Below are 23580 nucleotides of genomic sequence, written 5' to 3'. Positions count from 1 at the left end.
CGAACCGGTGCCGTTCGGTTCGGTCACGCCTCGTCACCCTCACGCATCGGGACACGGACGCCCTTGTCCTGAGCCACCGACTCCGCGATGTCGTACCCGGCGTCGACATGCCGGATGACCCCCATGCCGGGGTCGTTGGTCAGCACCCGCCGGATCTTCTCGCCGGCCAGCCGCGTACCGTCGGCCACCGTCACCTGCCCCGCGTGGATCGACCGCCCCATGCCGACACCGCCGCCGTGGTGCAGGGACACCCAGGACGCCCCGGACGCCACGTTCACCATCGCGTTCAGCAGCGGCCAGTCGGCGATCGCGTCGGACCCGTCGAGCATGGCCTCGGTCTCCCGGTAGGGGGACGCGACGGAGCCGCAGTCGAGATGGTCGCGGCCGATGACGACCGGCGCGGCCAGCTCCCCGCTCGCGACCATGCCGTTGAACCGCTCACCGGCCTTGTCCCGCTCGCCGTAGCCGAGCCAGCAGATGCGGGCGGGCAGGCCCTGGAAGTGGACCCGCTCCCCGGCCATGCGGATCCAGCGGGCCAGGGACTCGTTCTCCGGGAAGAGGTCGAGGATCGCCTTGTCGGTCTTGGCGATGTCGGAGGCCTCGCCGGACAGGGCGGCCCAGCGGAAGGGGCCCTTGCCTTCGCAGAACAGCGGGCGGATGTAGGCGGGGACGAAGCCGGGGAAGGCGAAGGCCCGGTCGTATCCGGCGAGTTGCGCCTCGCCGCGGATGGAGTTGCCGTAGTCGAAGACCTCCGCGCCGGCGTCCATGAAGCCGACCATGGCCGCGACGTGCCGGGCCATGGACTCGCGGGCCCGGGTGGTGAAGCCGGCCGGGTCCTTGGCGGCGGCGTCGGCCATGTCCTCGAAGGCGGTGCCGAGGGGCAGGTAGGCCAGCGGGTCGTGGGCGGAGGTCTGGTCGGTGACGATGTCGATCGGGGCGCCCATGGCGAGCAGCTGCGGCACCAGCTCGGCGGCGTTGCCGAGGACGCCGATGGACAGCGGGCGGCGGGCGTCCCGGGCCTCCACGGCGAGCCGCAGCGCGTGGTCCAGGGAGTCGGCCCTGACGTCCAGGTACCGGTGCTCGATGCGCCGCTCGATCGCGCGCGGGTCGCAGTCGATGCAGATCGCCACGCCGTCGTTCATCGTCACGGCGAGCGGCTGGGCGCCGCCCATCCCGCCGAGGCCGGCGGTCAGCGTGATCGTCCCGGCGAGGGTGCCGCCGAACTTCTTCGCGGCGACGGCGGAGAAGGTCTCGTAGGTGCCCTGGAGGATGCCCTGGGTGCCGATGTAGATCCAGGAACCGGCCGTCATCTGCCCGTACATGGTGAGGCCGAGGGCCTCCAGGCGGCGGAACTCCTCCCAGTTCGCCCAGTCGCCGACGAGGTTGGAGTTGGCGATCAGGACGCGCGGGGCCCACTCGTGGGTCTGCATGACGCCGACGGGCCGGCCGGACTGGACCAGCATGGTCTCGTCCTGCTTCAGCCCCCGCAGCGTCCGCACCATCGCGTCGAAGGAGCGCCAGTCGCGGGCCGCCTTGCCGGTGCCGCCGTAGACGACGAGCTTGTCGGGGTGCTCGGCGACCTCCGGGTCCAGGTTGTTCTGGAGCATGCGCAGGGCGGCTTCCTGCTGCCATCCCAGGGCGCTCGTTTCCGTGCCGCGCGCTGCTCGGACGGGGCGGGGTCCTGACATGGTCTGCCTCCTGGTGGGTGCGTGGTGCTCCCGGCGGGTGGTGCTGCGGTCATTGTTGCTGCGACTATTCACATCCTGACCATCTGAATAGAGCTAGTCAATACGTCCGGGGGTCGGCGCGGCGGTGCCGTGGATGTTTGGCTGGATGCATGGGCGCACACATCGAAGGATCCGAGGCGGCCGGAGCGGACGCCGGGGCGGCGGGGGACGGCATGGGTGACGACGGTCGGGTGGGCGATTCCGGCGCCGGGCGGGCGGCCCGGCGGGACGAGGCGGTAGAAGCCGCCGTGGAGCAGGGGCTGCTCGGGCCCGACCGCCCCATCGTCGGGCTGCTGGACGTCACCGGCATCCGGGAGTCGGCGGCCCAGCTGCGGGCGGCCTTCGACACGGTCGTGGTGCCGGGCACGCCCGTGCTGCACGCCTTCGCGGTGAAGGCGACCCCGCTGGTGCCGGTGCTGCGGCTGCTGCGCGAGGAGGGCGTCGGTGCCGAGGTGGCGAGCCCCGGCGAGCTGGCGCTGGCACGGGCGGCGGGGCTCGGCCCGGAGATGACGGTGCTGGACTCGCCGGCCAAGACGCCCGGGGAACTGCGCGAGGCGCTGGCCCTGGGCATCGCCGTCAACGCGGACAATCCGCAGGAGCTGGACCGCATCGACGGCCTGATGAGGTCCGCCATCAGCCGGTCCCCGCTCGGGATACGGGTGAATCCGCAGATCGGCGGGGGCTCCATCGAGGCGACGTCCACGGCCACGGCGACGTCGAAGTTCGGGGTGGCGCTGCGCGACGAGGGCGCCCGGGAGTGGGTCGTCCGGGCGTATCTGGACCGGCCGTGGCTGACCCGGCTGCACGCGCACACCGGGTCCCAGGGGGTCCCGCTGTCCCTGATGGCGCGGGGCGTGGCGGAGACGTACGAGCTGGCGGAGGAGATCAACCGGCGGGCGGGGCGGCGGCAGATCGACACGCTGGACATCGGCGGCGGACTGCCGGTGAACTTCGCGTCGGACGCGACGACGCCGACGTACGCGCAGTACGCGCGGACGCTGGCCGAGGAGGTGCCCGGGCTGTTCGACGGGCGGTACGGACTGGTGACGGAGTTCGGGCGGTCACTGCTGGCGAAGCACGGGACGGTCGTGGCGCGGGTCGAATACGCCAAGAGCGCGGGCGGCCGGCCGGTGGCGATCACGCACGCGGGCGTGCAGGTCGCGACGCGGACGGTGTACGCACCGCAAGCCTGGCCGCTGAGGATCGCCGCGTACGACTCCAAGGGACGCCCGAAGGAGGGTCCGGCCGTGGTGCAGGACGTTGCCGGACCGGCGTGCTTCTCGGGTGACCTGCTGGCCGAGGGGTGTGCGCTGCCGTTGCTGGAGCAGGGGGACTTCGCGGCGGCGCTCGATACGGGGGCGTACTACTTCGCGCACCACTATGCGTACAACTCGCTGGTCCGGCCCGCGATTTACGGCTTCGGGCCGGGTGGAGAGGGGCGTGTCGCCTTCGCGGTGGTGCGCCAGGCGCAGACGGTCGAGGAGGTCGTGGCGGAGTCCGGAGGGGCTCAGGTCGACGCGTTGGTCGGCGGCCGGGCGCCGCGGGGGCTTCCGTAGCGCCCGGCTGCGGGGTCGTGGCGGCTGGTCACGCCCGCGCGGCGTCAGCCGCATGTCGAATGCAGCCCCGCGCCCCCGAGTCGGCCTCCGCCTGCCCGGTTACACGAGCGCCGGCGTCTTCTTCCGCGCCCCGCCCGGGGCCGCGTCGCCCGCCGCGATGCCCGTGCTGCGGTACGACTTGACCCGCTTGCCCGCGGGGCCGCCCGCGCCCCCGCGCAGCCAGTCCACCCGCACCCACAGCAGCACCTCGTCCGCGCGCTCGCGGCGGCCGAGCCACGCGGCCTTCAGCCACAGCCCCGCGCCGCAGCCGGCCATGAGCAGGCCGGCCGCGGCGGGGACGGCGAAGGCGCTGCCCAGGGCTGCGAGGAAGGCGAGGACGAGCCACCAGCGGTGGTGGCGGCGCCAGTTGCGTGACGTGACCGCGCGGTCCTGGAGGATGTCGTGCTTGCCGGCGCGGGCCGCGCAGGCGGCGAGGGTGACGTAACGCTTGCGGCGTTCGTAGGCCACCGCGGCCGTCGCCAGGACGAACAGTGCCGCCCCGGCCAGGACGCCGATGCGGCGGCCCGTCAGTCCCTGTGGCAGCAGGCCGATGCCCGCCGCGACCACACCCAGCCACCACAGCGGTGCCGCCCCCGCCCGTACGACGACGGCCACCCGAGCCAGTCCCTGTCCTCCGCGCGTCACGTTCATCCTCCGTCCGGTCTGCGAAGCGCCTGAAGGGCGTTACAGGAACAACACGTTAGCGACACAACGTGAGACGAGTCTGAGAATGCGGTGCCCGTGCGGTCAGTCGACGAACAGCCCCCGGGCCGCCGCCTTCACGTCGAACTCCTCCAGGCGGGACTGGGCCTGAGGCAGGTCGTCGCACATCGCCTCCAGCAGGACCCGGCCGAGCAGCATCGGGGCGCAGGCCGTGTCGAAGGCGAGGCCGGTGCCGACGGCGGCGGGGAGCAGCAGGTCGGACACCTTGGCCACCGGTGCGAAGGCGGAGTCGGCGACCGTGACGACGGTCAGCCCGGCCTGTCTGGCGTAGTCGAGGGTGTCGACGACCTCGCGGGGGTGCCGAGGCAACGCGAAGCACAGCAGTGCGGTCGCACCGGCCCGGACGGCGGCGTCGATGCGGTCGTGGAGCATCGTGCCGCCCTCGTTGAGGAGCCGTACGTCGGAGTGGACCTTGGCGGCGAAGTAGGCGAAGCCGTGCGCCTGGGCGGCTGCCGCCCGCAGTCCGAGCACGGGGAGCGGCCGGGAGGCCGCGAGGATGCGCCCTGCCCGCTGCACGGGGCGGGGGTCGGCCAGGGCCTCCGCAAGGTGCCGCAGGTTCTCGATCTCGGCCTCGACGGCCTGCTGGTACTCGTTGTAGGACCCGGCGTCCGCGGCGGGTTCGGCGGGGGCGACCTCGCGCAGGTGGCGGCGCAGGGCCGGGTAGCCGTCGAAGCCCAGGGCGACGGCGAAGCGGGTCACGGACGGCTGGCTGACCCCGGCCAGCTCGGCGAGCTCCACGCTCGACAGGAACGGCACGTCGGCGGCTCGCCGCACCATGCTGTGTGCGATGCGCCGCTGGGTCGGCGTCAGCCGGTGGCCCTCGAAGAGCGCCTGCAACCGCGCGGCAGGGCTGTCGGTCACGCTCATGACGTGCTCCCCCTCGCCTATTCAGTAGCTGAGGATTCTGCATGAGCATATGCAGACCGGCAAGCGGAGGAGAGCTTCGGTCATTGGTCCTTGGTCCTTCGGTCCTTGGCCCTTCGGTCTTTCCGTCCTCGGGGAAAGAGCTCCCTGCCGCTGAGACATCTCTCGGTACGCCTACGTACTAAGGGCATCCGTAGTCGATGCGGAGGGCAGCGATGGGAAGTCCGACCCTCAACTGGATGCTGGCGGCGGTCGCCGCACTCGTGGCCGTCGTGAGCGCGGCCCGGCTGGCAGCCGCCGGCAGCAGAGAGGCCCGGTTCGCGGCCGGAGGCGACCTCGTCATGGCCGGCGGCATGGCCGCGATGTTCCTGCCCGCGACGGCGGCCGGCTTCGGGGACCACGGTCTGTGGTGGGTGGCGGCGTTCACCGCGGTCGGACTGGGCGGCGTGGCCCTGTCCGTACGCCACACCCGGCTGCACGGATGGCGACACGGCCGCCGCTGGGCGCATCACATCATCGGCAGTGCCGCCATGGTGATCATGACGCTCGCCATGCCGGGTACGAACTCCGCTCCGGTCCTCGCGTTGGGCGGGCACTCGATGGCCGGCATGGGTCACGGGCACGGGCATGGATCCGACACCGGCGCGGGGATGGCCGGGATGGAGGGCATGGACCACTCCTCGGGGATGACCGCCCACGGCATGACGAGCGGCGCGGCCCACAGCTCCGCGTCGGCGGACTCCGCTTCCGTGTGGCGTGCCGTCCTGATCGCCCTGGCCGTGTACTTCCTGCTCTCGATCGTCGCGGCCGTGTGGGCGCGGCTCCGTGGCACCGACCGGCCGGCGGGTGCGGGCCGCGCCGCGGGCAAGGGCCGCTGGGCGCGGCGGCTCCTCGCCCTGCCCGACGCGATCGTGGTGTTCGCCGCGTCCCTGGCCCTCTCCGTCTGGGACAGGGCACGGCCGGGAGGCGACAGGCGCCGGGCCCACGCGGCAGCGGGCAACCGGAGCCGCCGTCGCCCACCGGGCACGTCACCGGGCGCGGCGCTGACGGCCCATATCGGCATGGGCGGCACGATGTGCGCCATGCTCGTCATGATGGTCGCCTGACCGCCCGTCGGGGATCAGTGGCCGTCGCTCGAGGTGACGGCCAGGCGCTTCTTGAACGTCCTGCCGCCGTCCTTCGACTCGAACACCCCGGTCTGGGTGGCGGCGAGGACATGCTCCGCCCCGACGGCGGTGAGCGCCTGCGGCCTGCCGCCCGGCACGGTGGAGACCTTCTTCCACGTGGTGCCGCCGTCCGTGCTGCGGTTGAGGCCGCCGGAGCTGTCGATGCCGTACAGGCCGTCCTTCGCGGTCCAGGAGAGGAAGGCCATCACCGGCCCCTTCCCCGGGGCGAAGGTCTGTCCGCCGTCGCCGCTGCGGGCGACGCCCTCGGCGGTGGTGGCCAGGACGACGCCGGGGTCACTGGGGCTGACCGCCAGGTCCAGTGCTTCCAGCCGGGCCCCGTCCTTCCAGGAGACGCCGTCCTTGCTCCTGCGGACCAGGCCGTTGGTGGAGTCGTAGCCGTAGACGGTGCCGTGGGCGGATTCCAGGGCGTGGAAGTCGGACTCGCCCGACAGGGACAGCGACTCCCAGGTCTCGCCCGCGTCGGTGCTCTTGATGAGCCCCTTGTTGCCGCCGGAGGCCGGGTGGCCGCTGGCGTAGAAGGTCTTGTCACCGGCCACGGTGAAGCCCATGAAGTCGTCCCTGCTGTCGCCCACCGGCTCGGGCTCGCCCTTGGGGCCGGTGGTGTAGACGCCTTCGTGGGTGGCGACGTAGAGGCGCTGGTCGCCGGGGTCCAGACCGAGACCGTGGATGTGGCTGACGGTCGTACCGGAGGTGGCGTGCGAGCCGGCCGGGTCCTTGCTGTCTCCGGTGTCGGAGCATGAGGCCAGGGTGAGGGTGAGTGCCAGGGCGGAGGCTGCCACGGCGGCAGGGCGCTTGTTCATGACTCCTCGGAGGCGTACGGGTGCGCGGGAGCGGCGACCGCCGGTCACGGCCGGTCCGGCATGGGGAGGTGACCGCCCGGGCTCCTCGGGTTCGCCTCGGAGCCCCGGGCGGTCGGTGGGTGATGCGGATCAGAGCCGGTCGAGGATCTTCTCGAACTTCGCGACCTCGGCGGACTGGGTCCTCACGACGTCGGCGGCGAGCTTCTTGGCCGTGGCGTCACGGCCCTTCTTCCGCTCGTCCTCCGCCATGGTGATCGCGCCCTTGTGGTGCTCGATCATCAACTCCGCGAACATCCGGTCGAACTCGGTGCCCTTGGCGGCCTCGAGCTTCTTCATGTCCTCGTCGGACATCATTCCGGACATCCCGGACCCGTGGTCCATGCCGCCGGACCCGTGGTCCATGCCGCCGGATCCGTGGTCCATGCCGGGCATGCTCTCCCCGGCGGACTCCGGCTTGCCCCAGGCCTTCAGCCAGGACTTCATGGTCTGGATCTCGGGGTCCTGGGCCTTCTCGATGTCCGCGGCCAGGGTCTTGATCTCCGCGTCGGAGGCCCGGCCGTCCGCGAGCTTGGACATCTCCAGGGCCTGCTCGTGGTGCGGGATCATCATCTGCGCGAACATCACGTCCGCGTCGTTGAACGCGCCGGGCGCGGGGCTCTTCCCCGTCGACCGGGTCGGCGAGGCGGAGGCGGATGTGGAGCTGCCGCTCCCGTGGTCCATGCCCTTCATGTCGTCCCCGCCGCAGGCGGCGAGCAGCAGCCCGCCCGCTGTGATGGCGCCCACCACCGCGAGACGGCGGCTCAGGCGACGGTTGAGGGCGTGCTTGTAGGCGGTCATGTACGGAATACCTCTTGTCGTCAGTTTCTGGCTGTGCGGAGTGGGCGTCTGCGCGGGCGGCACGGAAAGGGCCGCGCGGCGGTTCGGCCTATATCCGCAGAACTGACAACTGGGAGAGGAGCGGTCTCGGCGGTGGAGTACCGGGGCGCGCCAAGGCCATCGATCGAGCGAGCAGGGCGGTCAGCCGCTCTTCCCGGCGGACCACCAGCGCGTGCAGGAACAGCCCGAGCAGCCACACGGTGAGAACCGCCAAGCACACGGACATCGGGTCCATGCCGCCCGGGAGCTCGTGCACCGGCGACTTGGCGGCCGACGCCGTGGTCCCTTGCTCGGGCTCGGGGTCGTCCAGGGGCGCGGCGTGCCGGGCCATGCCGTCGTGTCGCGTGCCTTCGGCACCGCCGACAGCGCCGGTCATGCCACGCCCGTGCGACTCGTCCGGGTGCCCCATCGTGTGCATGGCGAGCACGCCCAGCGTGAGCATGGCGACCAACAGGAGGTACCCGAAGGCCCCGCCTGCCCACAGCCGCCCGCTCTTGGTCAACTCGCCCTCCGTACTCGACGTACGGAATACTACTAAGTTAGTTGGGACTTAACCGCCACCGCTCGGATTCGGACGAGTCCCGGTCCTCGTACGCCTCTTGTCGCTCTGCTCGGCGGCGTCGACGCCAGGGCAGGGCCAGGGGCCGGCCACCGTGCGGTGCCCCGCCCCTGGTCCTGAGGACCGGTGGGTCAGACGGTCGCGCCCAGCGGCTCGGCAGCGGGCTGTGCCGCCAGTCGGCCGGTGCGGTGCAGGCCGTACAGGGCGGCGGCGCACGCCAGGCCGAGCACGGTCAGCGCGATCCACGGCAGCGCGGGCATCCCGGCCGCCCGCGCGGCGTCGAGCGCGGCGCCCGTGCCCAGGTTCCCGACGGTGATGCCGATGCCGCAGATCGTGTTGTACAGGCCGTAGTGGGTGGCGACGAGGCGGTCACCGGAGAGGCGGACGATGGTGTCCATCTCGAACGGGTAGGCGATCATCGTGCCGATGGCCAGCAGCAGCGCGGCGAGCGTCGGCGGAACCGCTGCGAGCAGCCACAGCCCGATCCCGGCCTCCGGTACGGGCACGGCGGTGGCGAGCAGCAGGGGCACGAAGGCCAGGCCCATCGCCGCCAGCCCGCGCACGAGCGCCTGGCCGGGCTCGTACCGCTCCTTGCACCACGCCGTCACCCGCGTTTGGCCGAGGATCGTGGTCAGCCCCGAGACGGCGAAGAGCATGGCCACCGCCGCCGTGCCGAACTCCCCGTCGCCGCCGAGCCGGCGCACCTCCAGGGGCAGCGCCAGGTAGACCTGGAAGGACAGCACGTACGAACCGATCATGGCGACGGAGAAGAGCAGGAACGGGCGGTTGGCGAGGATGCCCCGCCACTGGGCGAGCACGCCCTGACCGCCGTCGCCGGCCTGCCGCTTGGCGTCCTCGGGCCGCCGGGCGGGCAGCGCACGGATCTGTACGACGCTCAGCAGCGCGAAGATCGCGGCGGACACCAGGCAGGTGACGCGGAAGTCCACCCCCGTCAGCACCATGCCCGCCAGCGGGCCCAGCAGGATGCCTGCCTGGTAGAACACGTTGAACAACGCGAAGGCCTCGACCCTGCGCTCGCCCGCGTCGGCCGCGAGGTACGCCCGTACGGCCGGGTTGAACAGCGCACCGGCCAGCCCGGTGGCCGCGGAGGCGGCGAGCAGGGCGGGCAGGGAATCGACCAGTCCGAGCGTCGCGAAGCCGAGGGTGCGCAGCACGCACCCGGCGACGATCATCGGCTTGTAGCCGAGCCGGTCGGCGAGCGTGCCGCCGACCAGGAACATGCCCTGCTGGCTGAAGTTCCGTACGCCGAGGACGAGTCCCACGATCCAGCCGGCCAGCCCGAGGGTGCCGGAGAGGTGGGCGGCCAGGTAGGGCATCAGCATGTAGAAGCCGAGGTTGATGGTGAACTGGTTCACCATCAACAGCTGGACGCTGCGTTCGTACGACCGGACCTGGGTGAGCAGCCCCTTCACCGGCCCTCCTCCGCAGTGTCGGACTCGCCGCCGGGCACGTCCTCGGTGCCGTCCTGCTCCGCACTGAGCAGCGTGAGGGGATCGACCACGGTGGTGCACCGGGTCCAGCGGGTGACCTCCTTCTCGTCCAGGCGGCCGATCAGCTCCGGTTCTGGCAACGGCGGGGAGTCCAGCAGGCCGTGGGCGGCGCAGTAGTCGTCGTCGTAGACCGTTCCCAGATAGCGCTGAGGGCCGTCGGGGAAGATCGCGACGATCCGTGCGTCGGCGGGCATCGTCCGGGCCAGCCAGCCGGCCACCAGCGCGACCGCGCCGACGCTCCACCCGCCGGTGGCGTAGTGGGAGGCGGCCAGCTGGCGGCACGTCCACACGGCCTCGTGCGGGGCGACCCAGTGCACCTCGGAGAAGTTCTCGTAGGCGACGTTGCGGGGGTAGATGCTGGAGCCGAGTCCGCGCATCAGCCGGGGCCGGGCGGGCTGGCCGAAGATCGTCGAGCCGATCGTGTCCACGCCGACGACGGTCAGCTCCGGGTAGAGCTGGCGCAGGACCCGGGAGACGCCGGCCGAGTGGCCTCCGGTGCCGACGCTGCACACCAGTAGGTCGATGTGGCCCATCTCGGAGGCGAGTTCGAGGGCCAGCGGGGTGTAGGCGGCGACGTTGTCGGGGTTGCTGTACTGGTCCGGGCACCAGGAGCCGGGGTGCTGTTCCAGCAGCCGCTGGACGCGTTCACGGCGGGCCTGCTGCCAGCCGCCCGTGGGATGCGGCTCGGAGACGACGGTGACCTGGGCTCCGTACGCGGTCAGCAGCCGGGTCATGGACAGCTCGAGACCCGGGTCGGTGACCAGGGTGACCGGGTGGCCGTACACCATTCCGGCCAGAGCCAGTCCCAGGCCCAGGGTGCCGCTGGTGGACTCGATGATCCGTCCGCCGGGCCGCAGTTCGCCACGGGCCCGGGCCCGCTCCACCATGTGCAGGCCCGGACGGTCCTTGATACCGCCGGGGTTGAACCCTTCGAGCTTCGCCCAGAAGCCACGTCCGGCCGGGGCCAGGGGCTCCGACACCCGCAGCAGCGGGGTGTTGCCCACCAGCCCGGACAGGGCGGACCGGCCCGAGGGGATCGCGGCCTTGGTCAATGACTGCATGTCTGTGTGTTCACTCTCGCTCGATGTATGCCGGTGCGGGTTCATCTCGCGCCCCAGGGCGAGGCGGCGGACGCGGGTCCGCGCGCCCTGGGCACGCGGCAGCCGTAGGTCGGTCGGCTGCGAGCGAGTGGTCTAGATGCGCCACCGAGACGTGACGACGAGTTCCACGCGACCGGTGCGTGCGCCGCGGCGTCTGCGGTGGACATGCCGTGCGAGGGGTCTCCCCACGGCCAGTGACACGGCGACGAGTACGACGACGGCCAGCGCGCCGAGGGGAAGCTCGTCGGCCGGCTGGGCCGCGGTCCGGAGGATCACGTCGGCCGCACAGTCCGCGGCTCCGTCGGGGATGTGAGGGCCGTGCGGACCGTGGGGCCCGTGAGGCCCATGCGGGTCCTCGCCCGCGGCCGTCAGCGAGAATCCGGCGGGCACGGGCACCGGTTCGTGCGTCTCCTGAGGCACGCCGTGCAGGACGGCGCACAGCGCGAGTGCCATCACGAGGGCACCGCGGATCGCCGAGACGAGTCGGCGCCCCGAGGAAGAGCCGCATGGGGCCCATGGGGCATGCGTGAGCGTACGGAAGGGTGTCGGCACAGGTCCTCCGTGCTGCTGCCACGCCTCCGGCGAGGACGGAGTGAGGCGTAGACATGGGTGGGGGCAGGACGGCTTCGACGAGCCGGTCGGAAGAACTCCGTACCCCTAGACCTGCTGCACTACGGAGGCTGCTCTCAGAGCCACGGGAGACGCCCCGTCCACGGGGCCACCTATGGCCGGCCCTCGAACGGTCGAGGTGTCATAGGAACGGAACGATGCGCGAACCGCCGCTGTGGAGCAGGGAGATGTCAGGGCTGGACCCTGCTGAGGCTGCCCGGACACGCAGTGCTCGCCGGGATGTGACGGCCCATGGCCGCCATGATGACCGTCGTTTTCCGCGGCGAACGGCGGCGCGGGCTCGACGGCTGTGTGGCGGACTCCGTCGGCCGCCGGAGCGGCGGGAACCGTCGCGCCGGCGGAGAGGTGCCCCTGAGCACTCTCCCCGTGCACGCCGTGCGTGACGAGGACACCGAACAGGAGCACGGCCAAGGCCAGCACGCGCAGCAACGGACCCGTATCGGAACGGGTCCTGACGCTGCGCCAGGGCGACCAAGCCGTAACCATGCCGTGATCCTAGCGGCTCGTCGGCCGTGGTCGCCCACAGTCCCGCGCACCTCAGTGTGTGTGCCCGGTCTCTTCCTCTTCCTCGGCGGACCGGGTCCGCGAGGGCTGCTCGGACTCGTCCGCCGCACCGCCCGCGTGCACCGTGAAGGCCGCGGTACGGACCTTGCCCTCGTGCTGGAAGTCGAGGAACAGGCGGTACGCGCCGGCGCTCGGCGCCGTCGCGGTGAACGAGACCTCGGGGCCGGGCTTCGTCCTGCCGTCGCCGGGCTCGCCGTTGGGGTGGACGTGCAGGTAGGCGAGGTCGCCGGAGCGCAGGGCGACAAGGTGGCCGTAAGCGCCCAGGTAGGGCTGGAGGTCGCGGACCGGCTTGCCGTCCTTCGCCACCGTCAGCGTGAGCTCGCCGGCCTTGCCGGGGGTCAGAGCGCCTCGCAGCTTCACGTCGTAGCCGTCGACCTTCGCCGAGGTGTTGCGCCCGGGCAGCTCGCGGGGCTCGTACGGCCCGGACGCGGCGAGGTCGGCACCGAGGGTGAGCGCTTGGCCGCCCTTCGGCTTGAAGTCGGCGAAGACGCGGTAGCCGCCGGCCTCGGGCAGGTCCACGGGCGTCGACCAGGTGCCGTCCGCGGCCCGGGCGGGGTGCAGGTGGCGGTAGACGGTCAGGTCACGTGAGGCGACGATCAGGTGCAGCTCCTTGCCGTGCTCGCGCTGGTACGCCGTGACCTTGCGTCCGGTCCCGTCCTGGACGACGGCGAAGCGCAGGTCGGCCTTCTCGCCCGCCTCGACGCGCGGGGTCTTCAGGTCGAGCGTGTAGCCGCCCCTGGAGATCTCGAGGCCGCCTGGCGGTGCGGCTTCGTGACCGCCGCCCTGCGCCTCGTGGTGCCCGGCCGTCTTCTCCTCCTGCCCGGCGGACGCGTGGCCCTCGCCGTCACTGTGCGTACCGCTCTTCGGCTCGGGTGAGATCGGGCCGGCCGCGCCACCCACGCCGTAGGCGGCGCCGAACGTCGCGGCGAGCGCGGCGGCGAAGACGGTGATCCGCAGTCCGGTGTTCATGACCCACTCCTACTCTCCGGGCCGCTCGTGCATGCGACCGATACCTTCAACATACCCCCCGGGGGTACCAAGTCAAGTGCCGGGCAACCCTTGCCATCACATACGGGCGGGGGGTATACATGGAGCCGTCGCAGATACCCCCTAGGGGTATGAACTACTAGTTGCGGAGGACCCGTGTCGAACTGCTGCACCCCCGACGGAAGCTGCCACACCACGGCGGAGATCAAGACCACCTACAAGGTCGGCGGCGTGGGCAGCGCGCACTGCCAGGGCGTCGTCGCCAAGGCGGTGGGCGGCCTGGACGAGGTCACCGCGGTCGAGGTCGAGATCGGCACCGGTCTGGTCAGGGTGACGACCGCGGCCGAGCCCGACGAGGCGCTCGACACGCTGATCGCGAAGACCGTCGACGAGGCCGGATACGACTTCGCCGGCCGCGTGGCCGCCTGACCCACGAGCCGGGCGGGGGCCGCGGATCCTCGCGGCCCCCGTTCCCTCTGTCCCCTCGCGCACCTCTTCTTGCGCACCACCTCGCGTACCTCTTCTTCGCACCCCCTCGCGTACCTCTTCCTTCGCACACCCTTCTTTCGCGCATCGCGTCCGTGAGCTCCGAGGAGCAGACATGACCACCACCACGCCCGGCGCCGCCGAGGTCGAACTCGCCATCGGCGGCATGACCTGCGCCTCGTGCGCCGCCCGGATCGAGAAGAAGCTCAACCGCCTGGACGGGGTCGAGGCCACCGTCAACTACGCCACCGAGAAGGCGAAGGTCACCTTCCGCGAGGACGTGACCGTCTCGGACCTGATCGCGACGGTCGAGGCCACCGGCTACACCGCGCGGGAGCCCCGGCCCGAGACGGCCCGCCCCGACGACTCGGCGTCCGGTGAGGGCTCGGCCCAGGAGGAGAGCGACGAGCTGCGGCCGCTGCGCCAGCGGCTGACCGCCGCCGTGGCGCTCGCCGTCCCCGTGATCGCGATGGCCATGGTTCCGGCGCTGCAGTTCGAGTACTGGCAGTGGCTCTCGCTCACGCTGGCGGCGCCCGTGGTGACGTACGCCGCCTGGCCCTTCCACAAGGCGGCCTGGACGAACGCCAGGCACGGCGCCGCCACGATGGACACGCTGATCTCCGTCGGTACCTCGGCGGCGTTCCTGTGGTCCCTGTGGGCGCTGTTCTTCGGCACGGCCGGCACGCCCGGCATGACCCACCCCTTCGAACTCACCATCGCCCGCACCGACGGCGCCGGGAACATCTACCTGGAGGCCGCGGCCGGTGTCACCGCCTTCATCCTGGCCGGGCGCTACTTCGAGGCGCGTTCCAAGCGGAAGGCCGGGGCGGCGCTGAAGGCCCTGCTGGAGCTCGGCGCCAAGGAAGTCACGGTGGTGCGCGGTGGCCGGGAAGAGCTCATTCCCGTCGGCGAGCTGAAGGTCGGCGACCGGTTCCTGGTGCGGCCCGGTGAGAAGATCGCCACCGACGGTGTGGTCGTCGAGGGGTCGTCCGCCGTGGACGCCTCCATGCTCACCGGCGAGTCCGTACCCGTGGAGGTCGGCACCGGGGACGCCGTCACCGGTGCCACACTGAACGCCGGCGGCCGTCTGGTCGTCGAGGCCACCCGCGTCGGTGCCGACACCCAGCTCGCCCGCATGGCCAAGCTGGTGGAGGACGCGCAGAACGGCAAGGCCGCCGCGCAGCGGCTGGCCGACAGGATCTCCGCGGTCTTCGTCCCGGTCGTGATCGCCCTGGCGCTCGGCACCCTGGGCTTCTGGCTCGGCAACGGCGCCGGACTGACCGCCGCCTTCACCGCCGCGGTCGCCGTCCTGATCATCGCCTGCCCGTGCGCCCTGGGCCTGGCCACGCCGACCGCCCTCATGGTGGGAACGGGGCGTGGCGCCCAGCTCGGCATCCTCATCAAGGGCCCGGAGGTCCTGGAGACGACGCGCAAGGTCGACACCATCGTCCTGGACAAGACCGGCACCGTCACCACCGGCAGGATGACCCTGCTCGCCGTGCACACCGCCGACGGCACCGACGAGGACGACGTCCTGCGCCTCGCCGGCGCCCTGGAGCACTCCTCCGAGCACCCCATCGCCCAGGCCGTCGCCTCCGGCGCCGCCGCCCGCGTCGGCACGCTCCCCGCTCCCGAGGACTTCGCCAACATCGCCGGCCTCGGCGTCCAGGGCATCGTCGAACGCCACGCGGTCCTGGTCGGACGCGAGAAGCTGCTGGACGAGTGGGCCATGTCCCTGCCGGAGGAGCTGCGGCGCGCCAAGGCCGAGGCCGAGACGGCCGGGCGTACCGCCATCGCGGTCGCCTGGGACGGCGAGGCCCGCGCGGTCCTGGAGGTCGCCGACGCCATCAAGGAGACCAGCCCGGAGGCCATCGAGCGGCTGCGCGCCCTGGGCCTGACGCCCATCCTGCTGACCGGTGACAACAAGGCGGTCGCCGAGGCGGTCGCCGCGGAGGTGGGCATCGCCCCCGAGCACGTGATCGCCGAGGTCATGCCGCAGGACAAGGTCGACGTCGTCAAGCGCCTCCAGGGCGAGGGCCGTTCGGTCGCGATGGTCGGTGACGGTGTCAACGACGCGGCCGCGCTGGCTCAGGCCGACCTGGGCCTGGCGATGGGAACGGGTACGGACGCCGCGATCGAGGCGGGAGACCTGACGCTCGTGCGGGGCGACCTGAGGGCCGCGGCGGACGCCATCCGCCTGTCCCGCAAGACGCTGGGCACCATCAAGTCCAACCTCTTCTGGGCCTTCGCCTACAACGTCGCCGCGCTGCCGCTCGCCGCCGCCGGCCTGCTCAACCCGATGATCGCCGGAGCGGCCATGGCCTTCTCCTCGGTCTTCGTGGTCGGCAACAGCCTGCGGCTGCGCGGCTTCCAGCCCGCCGACCGCTGAAGCGGCCGACCAGGACGGGAAGGAGGCCACCGTGGCCGGAGAGCAGACCCACCGGGACGTCGTCCTGCGACGGCTCCGCCGGATCGAGGGCCAGGTGAGGGGCTTGCAGCGCATGGTCGAGGAGGAGACCTACTGCATCGACGTCCTGACCCAGGTCGCCGCCACCAACGCCGCGCTCCAGTCCTGCGCGCTGGCCCTGCTGGACGAGCACCTCAACTGCTGCGTCACGGAGGCCATCGTGGAGGGCGGCGAGCAGGCCAGGACCAAGGTCAACGAGGCGTCCAAGGCAATCGCCCGGCTCGTACGGGCGTGACCTCCAGGTTCCGGGCCCGGGCGGTTCCACCGCCCGGGCCCGGGGCTGCTCAGGCTCCCTTGCCCGCGGGGCAGTCGGCACTCAGCCGGAGGCTGAGGCGCAGACACAGGCCGAGCACCTGGCGCAGCAGCACCAACTCGGCACCGCCCAGGTCCGTTCCGCAGACCTTCGCGCACGGGCTGTTCGGGGCTCCGACGGCGATTTCCCTGCTGAGTGAGAACATGAGGGCAACATACCCCCTACCCGTATGCGTGACGCCTGTGTGACCATCCTGCGGTGAAGAGGGGTGCCATACGATGAGAGGCACCTCGGTGACGGGGAAGAGGAGGGGGACGGGTGCGACGGCTGGGTGACCTCGAAGCCGAAATCATGGACCGGCTCTGGCGCTGGGGCCGGCCTGCCACGGTCCGGGAGATCGTCGACGACATCAATCGCATGCGTCCGGTCGCCTACACGACCGTGATGACGGTCGCGGACATCCTCCACCGCAAGGGCCTGCTCCGCCGCGAGAAGGCCGGGCGCGCCTGGCTGTACGAACCCGAGCGCAGCCGTGAGGAATTCACCGCCGCCCTCATGCAGGACGCACTCGGCAACACCGAGGACCGCCAGGCCGCGCTTCAGCGATTCGTGGAGCACATGTCGCCGGAGGACGTGTCCGCTCTGGCCGCCGCACTGCGCGCGATGGGCCGCGTTCCCGGCAGCGCCGAGGAGCCGGGAGCACCCTCGTGACCGAACTCATCGGCTACTCGAGCGGATTGCTCGTTCCCGCTCATCATGTGCTGCCGCCCCTGACCGTCGCCCTGGTGGTCGGGGTGCTGCTGCCGAGGGCGCTCGCCCGCAGCCACTGGGCGCACCGGACGCCCCGGCTGGCTCTCACGGTGTGGACCCTGCTCGGGCTGTCCCTCATCGCTTCCGTGTCCCTGGCGGCCCTGCAACTACTGCTTCCGACAGCAGGCAGCCACCGCTTCTCCCGCTTCACCGAGGCCTGCATCGCCTCCGGCGGCGCGGATTGCGGGCCTCTCCTCCCGGACGGCCCGGCAGGCCTGGACGCCCGCGTGTGGGCGGCCCTGGTCGCGGCGGCCGCCATGCCCGCCGCCTTCGCCGTCACCTTCGCACGTGAACTCCTGAGCGCGAGACGTCTGCGGGTGCGGCACGCCGAACTGCTGCGCCTCGTCGGCAGCAGGCGACCGGAGTTGCGTGCCACGGTGCTGGAGCATGACACCCCGGCCGTGTACTGCCTGCCGGGTCGCGGGTCTCAAGTCGTGGTCAGTTCGGGAGCACTTGAGGTCCTGACCGGACAGCAGGTGACGGCGGTGCTGGAACACGAGCGGGCGCACATCGCCGGCCGCCACCATCTGCTGGTGGCCGTGGCCGGGGCCTTCGGTGTCATTTTCCGTGGACTGCCCTTGGCCCGGCTCGCCCGCACCGAGGTGGCGCTGCTGCTGGAGATGGCAGCCGACGACCGGGCGTTGCGCCGGTGTTCGCGGGACGCACTCGCCACCGCCCTGTACGCGGTGGCATCCGGTCAGGCGCCCCACATGGCCTTCGCGGCGGGCGGACCGTCGGCGGTGTTGCGCATGCGCCGCATCCTCACACCGCAGGACACGTACTCTCCGGCCCTGCGGACGGTGTTCGTGGCCCTCAGCGCGGCGGCGGCCCTGACTCCGCTCGTCCTGGCCTGCTGTTCCGTTCCGGGTATCACCGATTGACCGAGGCGCCCTGGGGGAAGGTGCAGACCTGATGCACGCGGTCGAAGTGCGATCCGCCGCCTTTGCCGAGGCGCCGGCCGTATCCCGGCTGCTCGCCGCCGCGATACGCCTGGTGGACGGCGGCGTTGTACGACTGCTCCACCTGCCCACTGACCGGCCGGCCGCTAGACGCCGGCCCGCTCACCCCGCGCCGCGGGGGCGGCGTCGGCCTGCGGTGCGGCAGCCGCCTTGTCGCCGCGCATCACCAGCAGGGTGACCAGCCCGCCCACGGCGGCGATGGCGGCGGCCCAGATGAACGCGGCACTGAAGCCGTCCGTCAGCGCGGGCAGGTTGCCCAGTTGGCCGGCGCCCTGCGACGTGGCCACCGCGGTCAGCGCCGCGAGACCCAGTGCGGAGCCCACCTGGTAGGTGGTGTTGACGATGCCGGACGCCAGGCCCGCCTGCTCCTGCGGAGCCCCGGACATGGCGGCCATCATCGCCGGGATGTAGGCGAGCGACATGCCGAGCGCGGCGACCAGCGAGGCAGGCAGGACGTCGACCACGAAGGTGCCGGTGGGCTCGACGGCGGACAGCCACAGCAGTCCGGCGGCGAGGACCAGCAGACCACCGCCGATCATCGGCTTGGCGCCGACCTTGGCCATCAGCCTGGCAGTGATCGCCGTCATGAAGATCATCAGCAGCCCGGTCATCGGCAGCAGCGCGGCACCGGAGGCGAACGCCCCGTAGCCGAGGACCTGCTGGAGGTACAGGTTGAGGAAGTACCACATCGGGATCCACGCGGCGCCGAGCAGAGTCATCGCGAGGTTGGCCGAGCCGAGCCGCTGGACGCGCCAGATGCCGAGCGGCATCAGCGGCTCGCGCACGGTCTTCTGGATCACGAAGAACAGCACGAGCAGCGCGGCGGCACCGGCCAGCTGCAGCACGGTCCCGGTGGAGGTCCAGCCGACCTCCGGCGCGCGGACGATGGCGAAGACCGCGAGCGCCAGGCCGGCGGTGACCGCGGCGGCTCCGAGCGCGTCGACGGAACCGCGACGGCCGACGACGGCGGGCAGGAGCTTGGTGGCGGCGAGGGTGGCGACGCCGATCGGGACGTAGATGATGAAGATCCACGGCCAGCTCAGCCACTCGGTGAACACCCCGCCGAGGAACACGCCGGCCGTGCCGCCCGCGGGCGCGGCGGCGCCGTAGAGCGCCATGGCCTTGCCGAGCTCCTTCGGGTCGTGCGCGAAGAGCATCATCAGCAGCGTCATGGCCGACGGTGCGATCAGCGCGCCGCCCACGCCCTGAACGGCACGGCCGGCGACCTCCACCCACGCCGTCTGCGCGGCGGCCGCGACGACCGAGCCGGCGATCAGCACGACCCAGCCGGTGTTGAAGACCTTGCGGGCACCGAGCAGGTCGGAGAGGCGGCCGCCGAGCAGCAGCAGCCCGCCGAAGGCGATGACGTAGGCGTTGAAGACCCACTGCAACTCACCCTGCGAGAAGCCGAGGTCCTTCTGCATCTCGGGGAGCGCCACCCCGATGATCGACGTGTCCATGATGACCATGAACTGAGCGGCGGCGAGCACCACCAGTGCCCACCAGCGCCGGGGATTGACGGCAGACATGGGTTCATCCCTTCTCTGACATACCCCTGGGGGGTACCTTGAGTGGGACCGTAACATACCCGAGGGGGGTATGTAAGAGGGTGAAGGGGGACTCCGAATACGACCCGTCGGGACCCGCAGCCACGGCTACGGGCCCAGGCGGCAGCGGCAGGGTGGCCGTCAGGGGACGGAAGACGTCAGGGCCGGGAAACGAAGACGCGGAAGGCGGCGTGTGCCGCCCGGTCCCTGGGCGGCCGGTCAGCCTCGCGCCCGGCAGGCCCCCGCCCGGAGAGGGGGGCTATCCCCAGTGTGGCCGGCGCCCCGGCTTCCTACCGTGAGTGGCATGACCGGAATGGACGCGCGGGACACCGACCTGCAGAAGGAACTCGACGCCACTCTGCACGCGCGCAGGGAACTGGGCGAGGATTACGAGTCCGCGCTGGTCGACTCGTTCCTGGAGAAGGTCGACCAGCGGATCGACGGCGTGGTGGAGCGCCGGGTGCGCCGGCAGCTCGCCGAGCAGCAGATGCAGACGGCCCGGGACTCCAGGTCGCCGGGGGGCACGGACTCCTGGGGCGAACGCTTCGGCTTCGGGATCGTCTCCCTGGTCCTGGCGGTGCCGCTGTCCGCGATCGGCGGGAGCCTGGCCCAACTGCCCGGCCTCCTCGCCGCCTGGGCGGGCATCGTCGGCGTCAACGTCGTACAGGCCGCTCGCGCCAACCCGGGCCTGTTCGGCGGCCGCCGCCAGTCCCGGAACAGCGACTGGGAGGACTGAGCGGGCACACGCTGTTCAAGCCCGGTGTGTCGCTCAGGGGACGGCTGAGGTCCAACTCCCCAGCAGGGCCAGGCGTTCCGCCGTCTTCGAGCCCGGCTGCGGCGCGTACGCCACGATCCCCGCCCTCACCTGTCGCTCCGGGTCGGCCAGGGCGGTCGCGTCGGCGAGGAACACCCGCCGCCGACAACCCGGTGCCCACGGGCACCGGAAGGAAGATGTGCGCGGGGACCGCCGCACCCCCTTGACGGGGGGCGGGACGACGGCGGTCCCCGCGTAAGACGCGGGCCTGGTCAGGCCTGGCTTGCGCGTCTGTGACGCCGGTGGAGGTCCGGGAGCCGCTCCGGAGGTCCTTGACGTCAACGGCGCCGGCCGGGGCGGGGAGCCGCTCCCGCCCTGCCGACACCACCAATGTGCAGGACTCGTGTTAAGCGGGTGCTGCGCGAACGTGTCGCGCTCGTACCACTTCCGCGAAGTCCACGAAGATCGCGGGCGAACGGCAAGTGCACCCGGTTCACGGGTGGTTCACCGGCCGTTCGCCGTCACTTCGCGGAGCGGGCGAGGAAGGACAGCAGGTCCTGCCGGCTGACCACACCGGTCGGCTTGCCCTCGACGAGGACGATCGCCGCGTCCGCCTTGCCGAGGACGGCCATCAGGTCGGCGACGGGCTCGCCGGAGCCGACCTGAGGCAGCGGGGCGGACATGTGCTTCTCCAGCGGGTCCTCCAGCGAGGCGCTCTTGCTGAACAGCGCGTCCAGCAGCTCGCGCTCCACGACCGAGCCGACGACCTCGGCCGCCATCACGTCGGGGTGGCCCGCGCCCGGCTTGACGACCGGCATCTGCGAGACGCCGTACTCGCGCAGCACGTCGATGGCCTGGCCGACGGTCTCCTCCGGGTGCATGTGGACGAGGGAGGGCATGCGGTCGCCCTCCTTGTCGGCGAGCACGTCGCCGACGCGGGCGCTCGGCCCCGCGTCCTCCAGGAAGCCGTAGTCGGCCATCCACTCGTCGTTGAAGATCTTGCTGAGGTAGCCGCGGCCGCTGTCCGGCAGCAGCACCACGACGACGTCGTCCGGGCCGAGCCGCTCGGCGACCTCCAGCGCGGCGACGACCGCCATGCCGCAGGAGCCGCCGACCAGCAGGCCCTCCTCCTTGGCCAGGCGACGGGTCATCTGGAAGGAGTCCTTGTCGGACACGGCGACGATCTCGTCCGCGACGGTGCGGTCGTAGGCGGTGGGCCAGAAGTCCTCACCGACGCCCTCGACGAGGTACGGCCGCCCGGACCCGCCGGAGTAGACGGACCCCTCGGGGTCGGCGCCGATGACCTTCACCTTGCCGTCGCTGGCCTCCTTCAGGTAGCGGCCGGTCCCGGAGATGGTGCCGCCGGTGCCCACACCCGTCACGAAGTGGGTGATCCGCCCCTCCGTCTGCTCCCACAGCTCGGGGCCGGTGGAGTGGTAGTGGGAGAGGGGGTTGTTCGGGTTGGAGTACTGGTCGGGCTTCCAGGCCCCGGGCGTCTCACGGACCAGCCGGTCGGAGACGTTGTAGTAGGAGTCCGGGTGCTCGGGGTCCACGGCGGTCGGGCAGACGACGACCTCGGCGCCGTACGCGCGCAGCACGTTGATCTTGTCGGTGCTCACCTTGTCGGGGCACACGAAGATGCACTTGTACCCCTTTTGCTGCGCCACGATGGCGAGACCCACGCCGGTGTTCCCGCTGGTCGGCTCGACGATCGTGCCGCCCGGCTTGAGCGCGCCGCTCTCCTCGGCCGCCTCGATCATGCGCAAGGCGATGCGGTCCTTCACGGAGCCGCCGGGGTTGAAGTACTCCACCTTGGCCAGGACGGTCGCCCTGATGCCCTGGGTCACGCTGTTGAGCCTCACCAGCGGGGTGTTGCCGACGAGACTGATCATCGAGTCGTGGAACTGCACCGTTGTCTCCGGTTGCCGCAGAAATGGTCTTGGTTGGTGCCGCCAGCCTATGGCCTGCCGGTCATCCATGACGGTCGTTCACTCGCTGTTGAGATTGGGCGACGGTCTGTACGGGGCAAGCACTGGGTGTACGGGTTCGAGGAGGTGGCGGCGACGCATGACGAGCATGTCGAGGGCGCGGGTGGCCCGGCGGATCGCGGCGGGTGCGGCGTACGGCGGTGGCGGCATCGGGCTGGCCGGGGCGGCAGCCGCCGGGCTGGTGCTGGCGGAGGTGCATCTGGCGCGGCGCCGGGTGGGCAACGGCATGTCGCCCCATGTGCCGAACGCCGACGGCCGGTACGGCCGTACGTACGACGTCCCCGGTGAGGTGCCGCTGCGGCTGACGATGCTGGGCGACTCCACGGCCGCCGGCCAGGGTGTGCACCGGGCCGGTCAGACCCCGGGGGCGCTGCTGGCCTCGGGCCTGGCGGCGCTGGCGGAACGCCCGGTCGAGCTGCGCACGGCGGCCATGCCCGGGGCCCGCTCGGACGACCTGGACCGTCAGGTGGCCCTGGTGCTGGCCGACCCCGATCCCGTGCCGGACATCTGCGTGATCATGGTCGGCGCGAACGACGTCACCCACCGCATGCCCCCGACCCGCTCGGTCCGCCACCTGTCCTCGGCGGTACGGCGGCTGCGCACGGCAGGTGCCGAGGTCGTGGTCGGCACCTGCCCCGACCTGGGCACGATCGAGCCGGTCCGGCAACCCTTGCGCTGGCTGGCCCGACGGGCCTCGCGCCAGCTGGCGGCCGCCCAGACGATCGGAGTCGTCGAACAGGGCGGCCGCACCGTGTCCCTGGGCGACCTGCTCGGCCCCGAGTTCGCCGCGAACCCGCGCGAGCTGTTCGGCCCGGACAGCTACCACCCCTCCGCCGAGGGCTACGCGACGGCGGCGATGGCGGTCCTGCCGACCGTCTGCGCCTGTCTCGGCCTGTGGCCGGCCGAGGAGGAGCGCCCTGACGCCTCCCGCCGCGAGGGGTTCCTGCCGGTCGCCCGGGCGGCGGCGGAGGCCGCGTCGGAGGCGGGTACGGAGGTCACGGCCGCCATGCCGAGCGGCCCGAGGGGGCCGTGGGCGCTGCTGAAGCGCCGCAGGCGCCGGCGGGTACCCGAGCAGGAACCGGCTCCCGCCGCACCGTCGAACTGACGAAGGCCCCGGGAGGCCGAAAAAGCAAGCGCTTAGAAAACTGCGGTCAGGGTCACACCGCCACACCCGTGACCCAGGCCATACGTAC

At 71.9% G+C, this 23580-nt stretch carries 24 protein-coding genes; 9 read left to right on the top strand and 15 right to left on the bottom strand.

The genetic code is table 11. The features are described from left to right. Nucleotides 1–23: 23 nt before the first annotated feature. A complete protein-coding gene (gene hutU / locus QC385_RS06515) occupies nucleotides 24–1688 on the bottom strand; it encodes a urocanate hydratase (protein ID WP_279540295.1) in 1665 nt (554 codons plus the stop codon). Between the two features lie 212 nt (nucleotides 1689–1900). Between hutU and QC385_RS06510 the strand changes: the two genes are divergently transcribed. Next, nucleotides 1901–3283, top strand: coding sequence for a diaminopimelate decarboxylase (locus tag QC385_RS06510; RefSeq protein WP_279540365.1), 1383 nt, complete (start codon nucleotides 1901–1903; stop codon nucleotides 3281–3283). 99 nt (nucleotides 3284–3382) lie between these two features. Here the strand turns inward: QC385_RS06510 and QC385_RS06505 are convergent, their stop codons facing one another. Beyond that, complete coding sequence (locus QC385_RS06505; protein ID WP_279540294.1) at nucleotides 3383–3967, bottom strand: hypothetical protein; 585 nt, start codon at nucleotides 3965–3967, stop codon at nucleotides 3383–3385. A gap of 102 nt (nucleotides 3968–4069) precedes the next feature. Further along, nucleotides 4070–4912 (bottom strand): MurR/RpiR family transcriptional regulator, encoded by an 843-nt coding sequence (locus tag QC385_RS06500; protein ID WP_279540293.1) that lies wholly within the window; start codon nucleotides 4910–4912, stop codon nucleotides 4070–4072. Between the two features lie 212 nt (nucleotides 4913–5124). Here QC385_RS06500 and QC385_RS06495 point away from each other — a divergent pair, with 212 nt between their 5' ends. Continuing rightward, complete coding sequence (locus QC385_RS06495; protein ID WP_279540292.1) at nucleotides 5125–6015, top strand: DUF5134 domain-containing protein; 891 nt, start codon at nucleotides 5125–5127, stop codon at nucleotides 6013–6015. 14 nt (nucleotides 6016–6029) lie between these two features. On the opposite strand, the gene QC385_RS06490 is transcribed toward QC385_RS06495, so the two are convergent. The 7 genes from QC385_RS06490 to QC385_RS06460 form a co-directional block, all read right to left on the bottom strand. Further along, nucleotides 6030–6896, bottom strand: a complete 867-nt coding sequence (locus QC385_RS06490) for a F510_1955 family glycosylhydrolase (RefSeq protein ID WP_279540291.1) — start codon at nucleotides 6894–6896, stop codon at nucleotides 6030–6032. 129 nt (nucleotides 6897–7025) lie between these two features. Next, entirely contained in the window at nucleotides 7026–7733 is a 708-nt protein-coding gene (locus QC385_RS06485; RefSeq protein WP_279540290.1) for a DUF305 domain-containing protein, read from the bottom strand. An 88-nt stretch (nucleotides 7734–7821) separates the two neighbouring features. Next, nucleotides 7822–8274 (bottom strand): DUF6153 family protein, encoded by a 453-nt coding sequence (locus QC385_RS06480; protein WP_279540289.1) that lies wholly within the window; start codon nucleotides 8272–8274, stop codon nucleotides 7822–7824. Nucleotides 8275–8462: 188 nt separating this feature from the next. Beyond that, the gene (locus tag QC385_RS06475) at nucleotides 8463–9764 is read right to left on the bottom strand and encodes an MFS transporter (RefSeq protein WP_279540288.1); all 1302 of its coding nucleotides are present in this window, start codon (nucleotides 9762–9764) and stop codon (nucleotides 8463–8465) included. Beyond that, nucleotides 9761–10903, bottom strand: a complete 1143-nt coding sequence (locus QC385_RS06470) for a PLP-dependent cysteine synthase family protein (RefSeq protein WP_279540287.1) — start codon at nucleotides 10901–10903, stop codon at nucleotides 9761–9763. Before QC385_RS06470 ends, QC385_RS06475 begins: the two co-directional genes overlap by 4 nt. A gap of 132 nt (nucleotides 10904–11035) precedes the next feature. Further along, on the bottom strand, nucleotides 11036–11395 hold the full coding sequence (locus tag QC385_RS06465) for a hypothetical protein (RefSeq protein WP_279540286.1): 360 nt from the start codon (nucleotides 11393–11395) through the stop codon (nucleotides 11036–11038). Between the two features lie 714 nt (nucleotides 11396–12109). Then, the gene (locus QC385_RS06460) at nucleotides 12110–13105 is read right to left on the bottom strand and encodes a hypothetical protein (RefSeq protein ID WP_279540285.1); all 996 of its coding nucleotides are present in this window, start codon (nucleotides 13103–13105) and stop codon (nucleotides 12110–12112) included. A gap of 174 nt (nucleotides 13106–13279) precedes the next feature. Between QC385_RS06460 and QC385_RS06455 the strand changes: the two genes are divergently transcribed. The 3 genes from QC385_RS06455 (at nucleotide 13280) to QC385_RS06445 (ending at nucleotide 16311) form a co-directional block, all read left to right on the top strand. Further along, on the top strand, nucleotides 13280–13552 hold the full coding sequence (locus tag QC385_RS06455; protein WP_279540284.1) for a heavy-metal-associated domain-containing protein: 273 nt from the start codon (nucleotides 13280–13282) through the stop codon (nucleotides 13550–13552). 172 nt (nucleotides 13553–13724) lie between these two features. Further along, nucleotides 13725–15998 carry a heavy metal translocating P-type ATPase gene (locus QC385_RS06450; protein ID WP_279540283.1) on the top strand — a complete coding sequence of 758 codons (2274 nt, stop codon included), beginning with the start codon at nucleotides 13725–13727 and terminating at the stop codon, nucleotides 15996–15998. A gap of 31 nt (nucleotides 15999–16029) precedes the next feature. Continuing rightward, the gene (locus QC385_RS06445) at nucleotides 16030–16311 is read left to right on the top strand and encodes a metal-sensitive transcriptional regulator (protein WP_279540282.1); all 282 of its coding nucleotides are present in this window, start codon (nucleotides 16030–16032) and stop codon (nucleotides 16309–16311) included. A 49-nt stretch (nucleotides 16312–16360) separates the two neighbouring features. Here the strand turns inward: QC385_RS06445 and QC385_RS06440 are convergent, their stop codons facing one another. Beyond that, entirely contained in the window at nucleotides 16361–16534 is a 174-nt protein-coding gene (locus QC385_RS06440; protein ID WP_279540281.1) for a hypothetical protein, read from the bottom strand. A 113-nt stretch (nucleotides 16535–16647) separates the two neighbouring features. On the opposite strand from QC385_RS06440, the gene QC385_RS06435 reads away from it, so the two are divergent. Together QC385_RS06435 and QC385_RS06430 are read left to right on the top strand one after the other, a co-directional pair. Continuing rightward, a complete protein-coding gene (locus tag QC385_RS06435) occupies nucleotides 16648–17040 on the top strand; it encodes a BlaI/MecI/CopY family transcriptional regulator (protein WP_279540280.1) in 393 nt (130 codons plus the stop codon). Then, complete coding sequence (locus QC385_RS06430) at nucleotides 17037–18020, top strand: M56 family metallopeptidase (RefSeq protein ID WP_279540279.1); 984 nt, start codon at nucleotides 17037–17039, stop codon at nucleotides 18018–18020. Before QC385_RS06435 ends, QC385_RS06430 begins: the two co-directional genes overlap by 4 nt. Here QC385_RS06430 and QC385_RS06425 read toward each other — a convergent pair. Together QC385_RS06425 and QC385_RS06420 are read right to left on the bottom strand one after the other, a co-directional pair. Beyond that, nucleotides 18010–18162 (bottom strand): hypothetical protein, encoded by a 153-nt coding sequence (locus QC385_RS06425; RefSeq protein ID WP_279540278.1) that lies wholly within the window; start codon nucleotides 18160–18162, stop codon nucleotides 18010–18012. The genes QC385_RS06430 and QC385_RS06425 overlap by 11 nt on opposite strands. A gap of 22 nt (nucleotides 18163–18184) precedes the next feature. Beyond that, a complete protein-coding gene (locus QC385_RS06420) occupies nucleotides 18185–19627 on the bottom strand; it encodes an MFS transporter (protein ID WP_279540277.1) in 1443 nt (480 codons plus the stop codon). A 331-nt stretch (nucleotides 19628–19958) separates the two neighbouring features. Between QC385_RS06420 and QC385_RS06415 the strand changes: the two genes are divergently transcribed. Continuing rightward, entirely contained in the window at nucleotides 19959–20381 is a 423-nt protein-coding gene (locus tag QC385_RS06415; protein ID WP_279540364.1) for a hypothetical protein, read from the top strand. A 33-nt stretch (nucleotides 20382–20414) separates the two neighbouring features. Here QC385_RS06415 and QC385_RS06410 read toward each other — a convergent pair whose 3' ends face one another. Both QC385_RS06410 and QC385_RS06405 read right to left on the bottom strand, forming a co-directional pair. Then, on the bottom strand, nucleotides 20415–20555 hold the full coding sequence (locus QC385_RS06410) for a hypothetical protein (RefSeq protein ID WP_279540276.1): 141 nt from the start codon (nucleotides 20553–20555) through the stop codon (nucleotides 20415–20417). A gap of 365 nt (nucleotides 20556–20920) precedes the next feature. Then, entirely contained in the window at nucleotides 20921–22309 is a 1389-nt protein-coding gene (locus QC385_RS06405; protein WP_279540275.1) for a cystathionine beta-synthase, read from the bottom strand. A 157-nt stretch (nucleotides 22310–22466) separates the two neighbouring features. Between QC385_RS06405 and QC385_RS06400 the strand changes: the two genes are divergently transcribed. Continuing rightward, nucleotides 22467–23492 carry an SGNH/GDSL hydrolase family protein gene (locus QC385_RS06400; protein WP_279540274.1) on the top strand — a complete coding sequence of 342 codons (1026 nt, stop codon included), beginning with the start codon at nucleotides 22467–22469 and terminating at the stop codon, nucleotides 23490–23492. Nucleotides 23493–23580: the final 88 nt, after the last annotated feature.

The sequence above is a fragment of the Streptomyces sp. DH10 genome (assembly GCF_029813805.1).
Lineage (GTDB): Bacteria > Actinomycetota > Actinomycetes > Streptomycetales > Streptomycetaceae > Streptomyces > Streptomyces coeruleofuscus.
The sequence above is the reverse complement of the archived record's forward strand: the minus strand, read 5'-3'. Positions and strand labels throughout refer to the sequence as shown.

What these genes read in the sequence shown, in the direction of transcription:
- QC385_RS06415 (WP_279540364.1), top strand. Translation starts at nt 19,959, where the DNA reads ATGGACGCGCGGGACACCGACCTGCAGAAGGAACTCGACGCCACTCTG.
- QC385_RS06510 (WP_279540365.1), top strand. Translation starts at nt 1,901, where the DNA reads ATGGGTGACGACGGTCGGGTGGGCGATTCCGGCGCCGGGCGGGCGGCC.
- QC385_RS06500 (WP_279540293.1), bottom strand. Translation starts at nt 4,912, where the DNA reads ATGAGCGTGACCGACAGCCCTGCCGCGCGGTTGCAGGCGCTCTTCGAG.
- QC385_RS06450 (WP_279540283.1), top strand. Translation starts at nt 13,725, where the DNA reads ATGACCACCACCACGCCCGGCGCCGCCGAGGTCGAACTCGCCATCGGC.
- QC385_RS06420 (WP_279540277.1), bottom strand. Translation starts at nt 19,627, where the DNA reads ATGTCTGCCGTCAATCCCCGGCGCTGGTGGGCACTGGTGGTGCTCGCC.
- QC385_RS06485 (WP_279540290.1), bottom strand. Translation starts at nt 7,733, where the DNA reads ATGACCGCCTACAAGCACGCCCTCAACCGTCGCCTGAGCCGCCGTCTC.
- QC385_RS06460 (WP_279540285.1), bottom strand. Translation starts at nt 13,105, where the DNA reads ATGAACACCGGACTGCGGATCACCGTCTTCGCCGCCGCGCTCGCCGCG.
- hutU (WP_279540295.1), bottom strand. Translation starts at nt 1,688, where the DNA reads ATGTCAGGACCCCGCCCCGTCCGAGCAGCGCGCGGCACGGAAACGAGC.
- QC385_RS06495 (WP_279540292.1), top strand. Translation starts at nt 5,125, where the DNA reads ATGGGAAGTCCGACCCTCAACTGGATGCTGGCGGCGGTCGCCGCACTC.
- QC385_RS06465 (WP_279540286.1), bottom strand. Translation starts at nt 11,395, where the DNA reads ATGGCACTCGCGCTGTGCGCCGTCCTGCACGGCGTGCCTCAGGAGACG.
- QC385_RS06470 (WP_279540287.1), bottom strand. Translation starts at nt 10,903, where the DNA reads ATGCAGTCATTGACCAAGGCCGCGATCCCCTCGGGCCGGTCCGCCCTG.
- QC385_RS06400 (WP_279540274.1), top strand. Translation starts at nt 22,467, where the DNA reads ATGACGAGCATGTCGAGGGCGCGGGTGGCCCGGCGGATCGCGGCGGGT.
- QC385_RS06490 (WP_279540291.1), bottom strand. Translation starts at nt 6,896, where the DNA reads ATGAACAAGCGCCCTGCCGCCGTGGCAGCCTCCGCCCTGGCACTCACC.
- QC385_RS06440 (WP_279540281.1), bottom strand. Translation starts at nt 16,534, where the DNA reads ATGTTCTCACTCAGCAGGGAAATCGCCGTCGGAGCCCCGAACAGCCCG.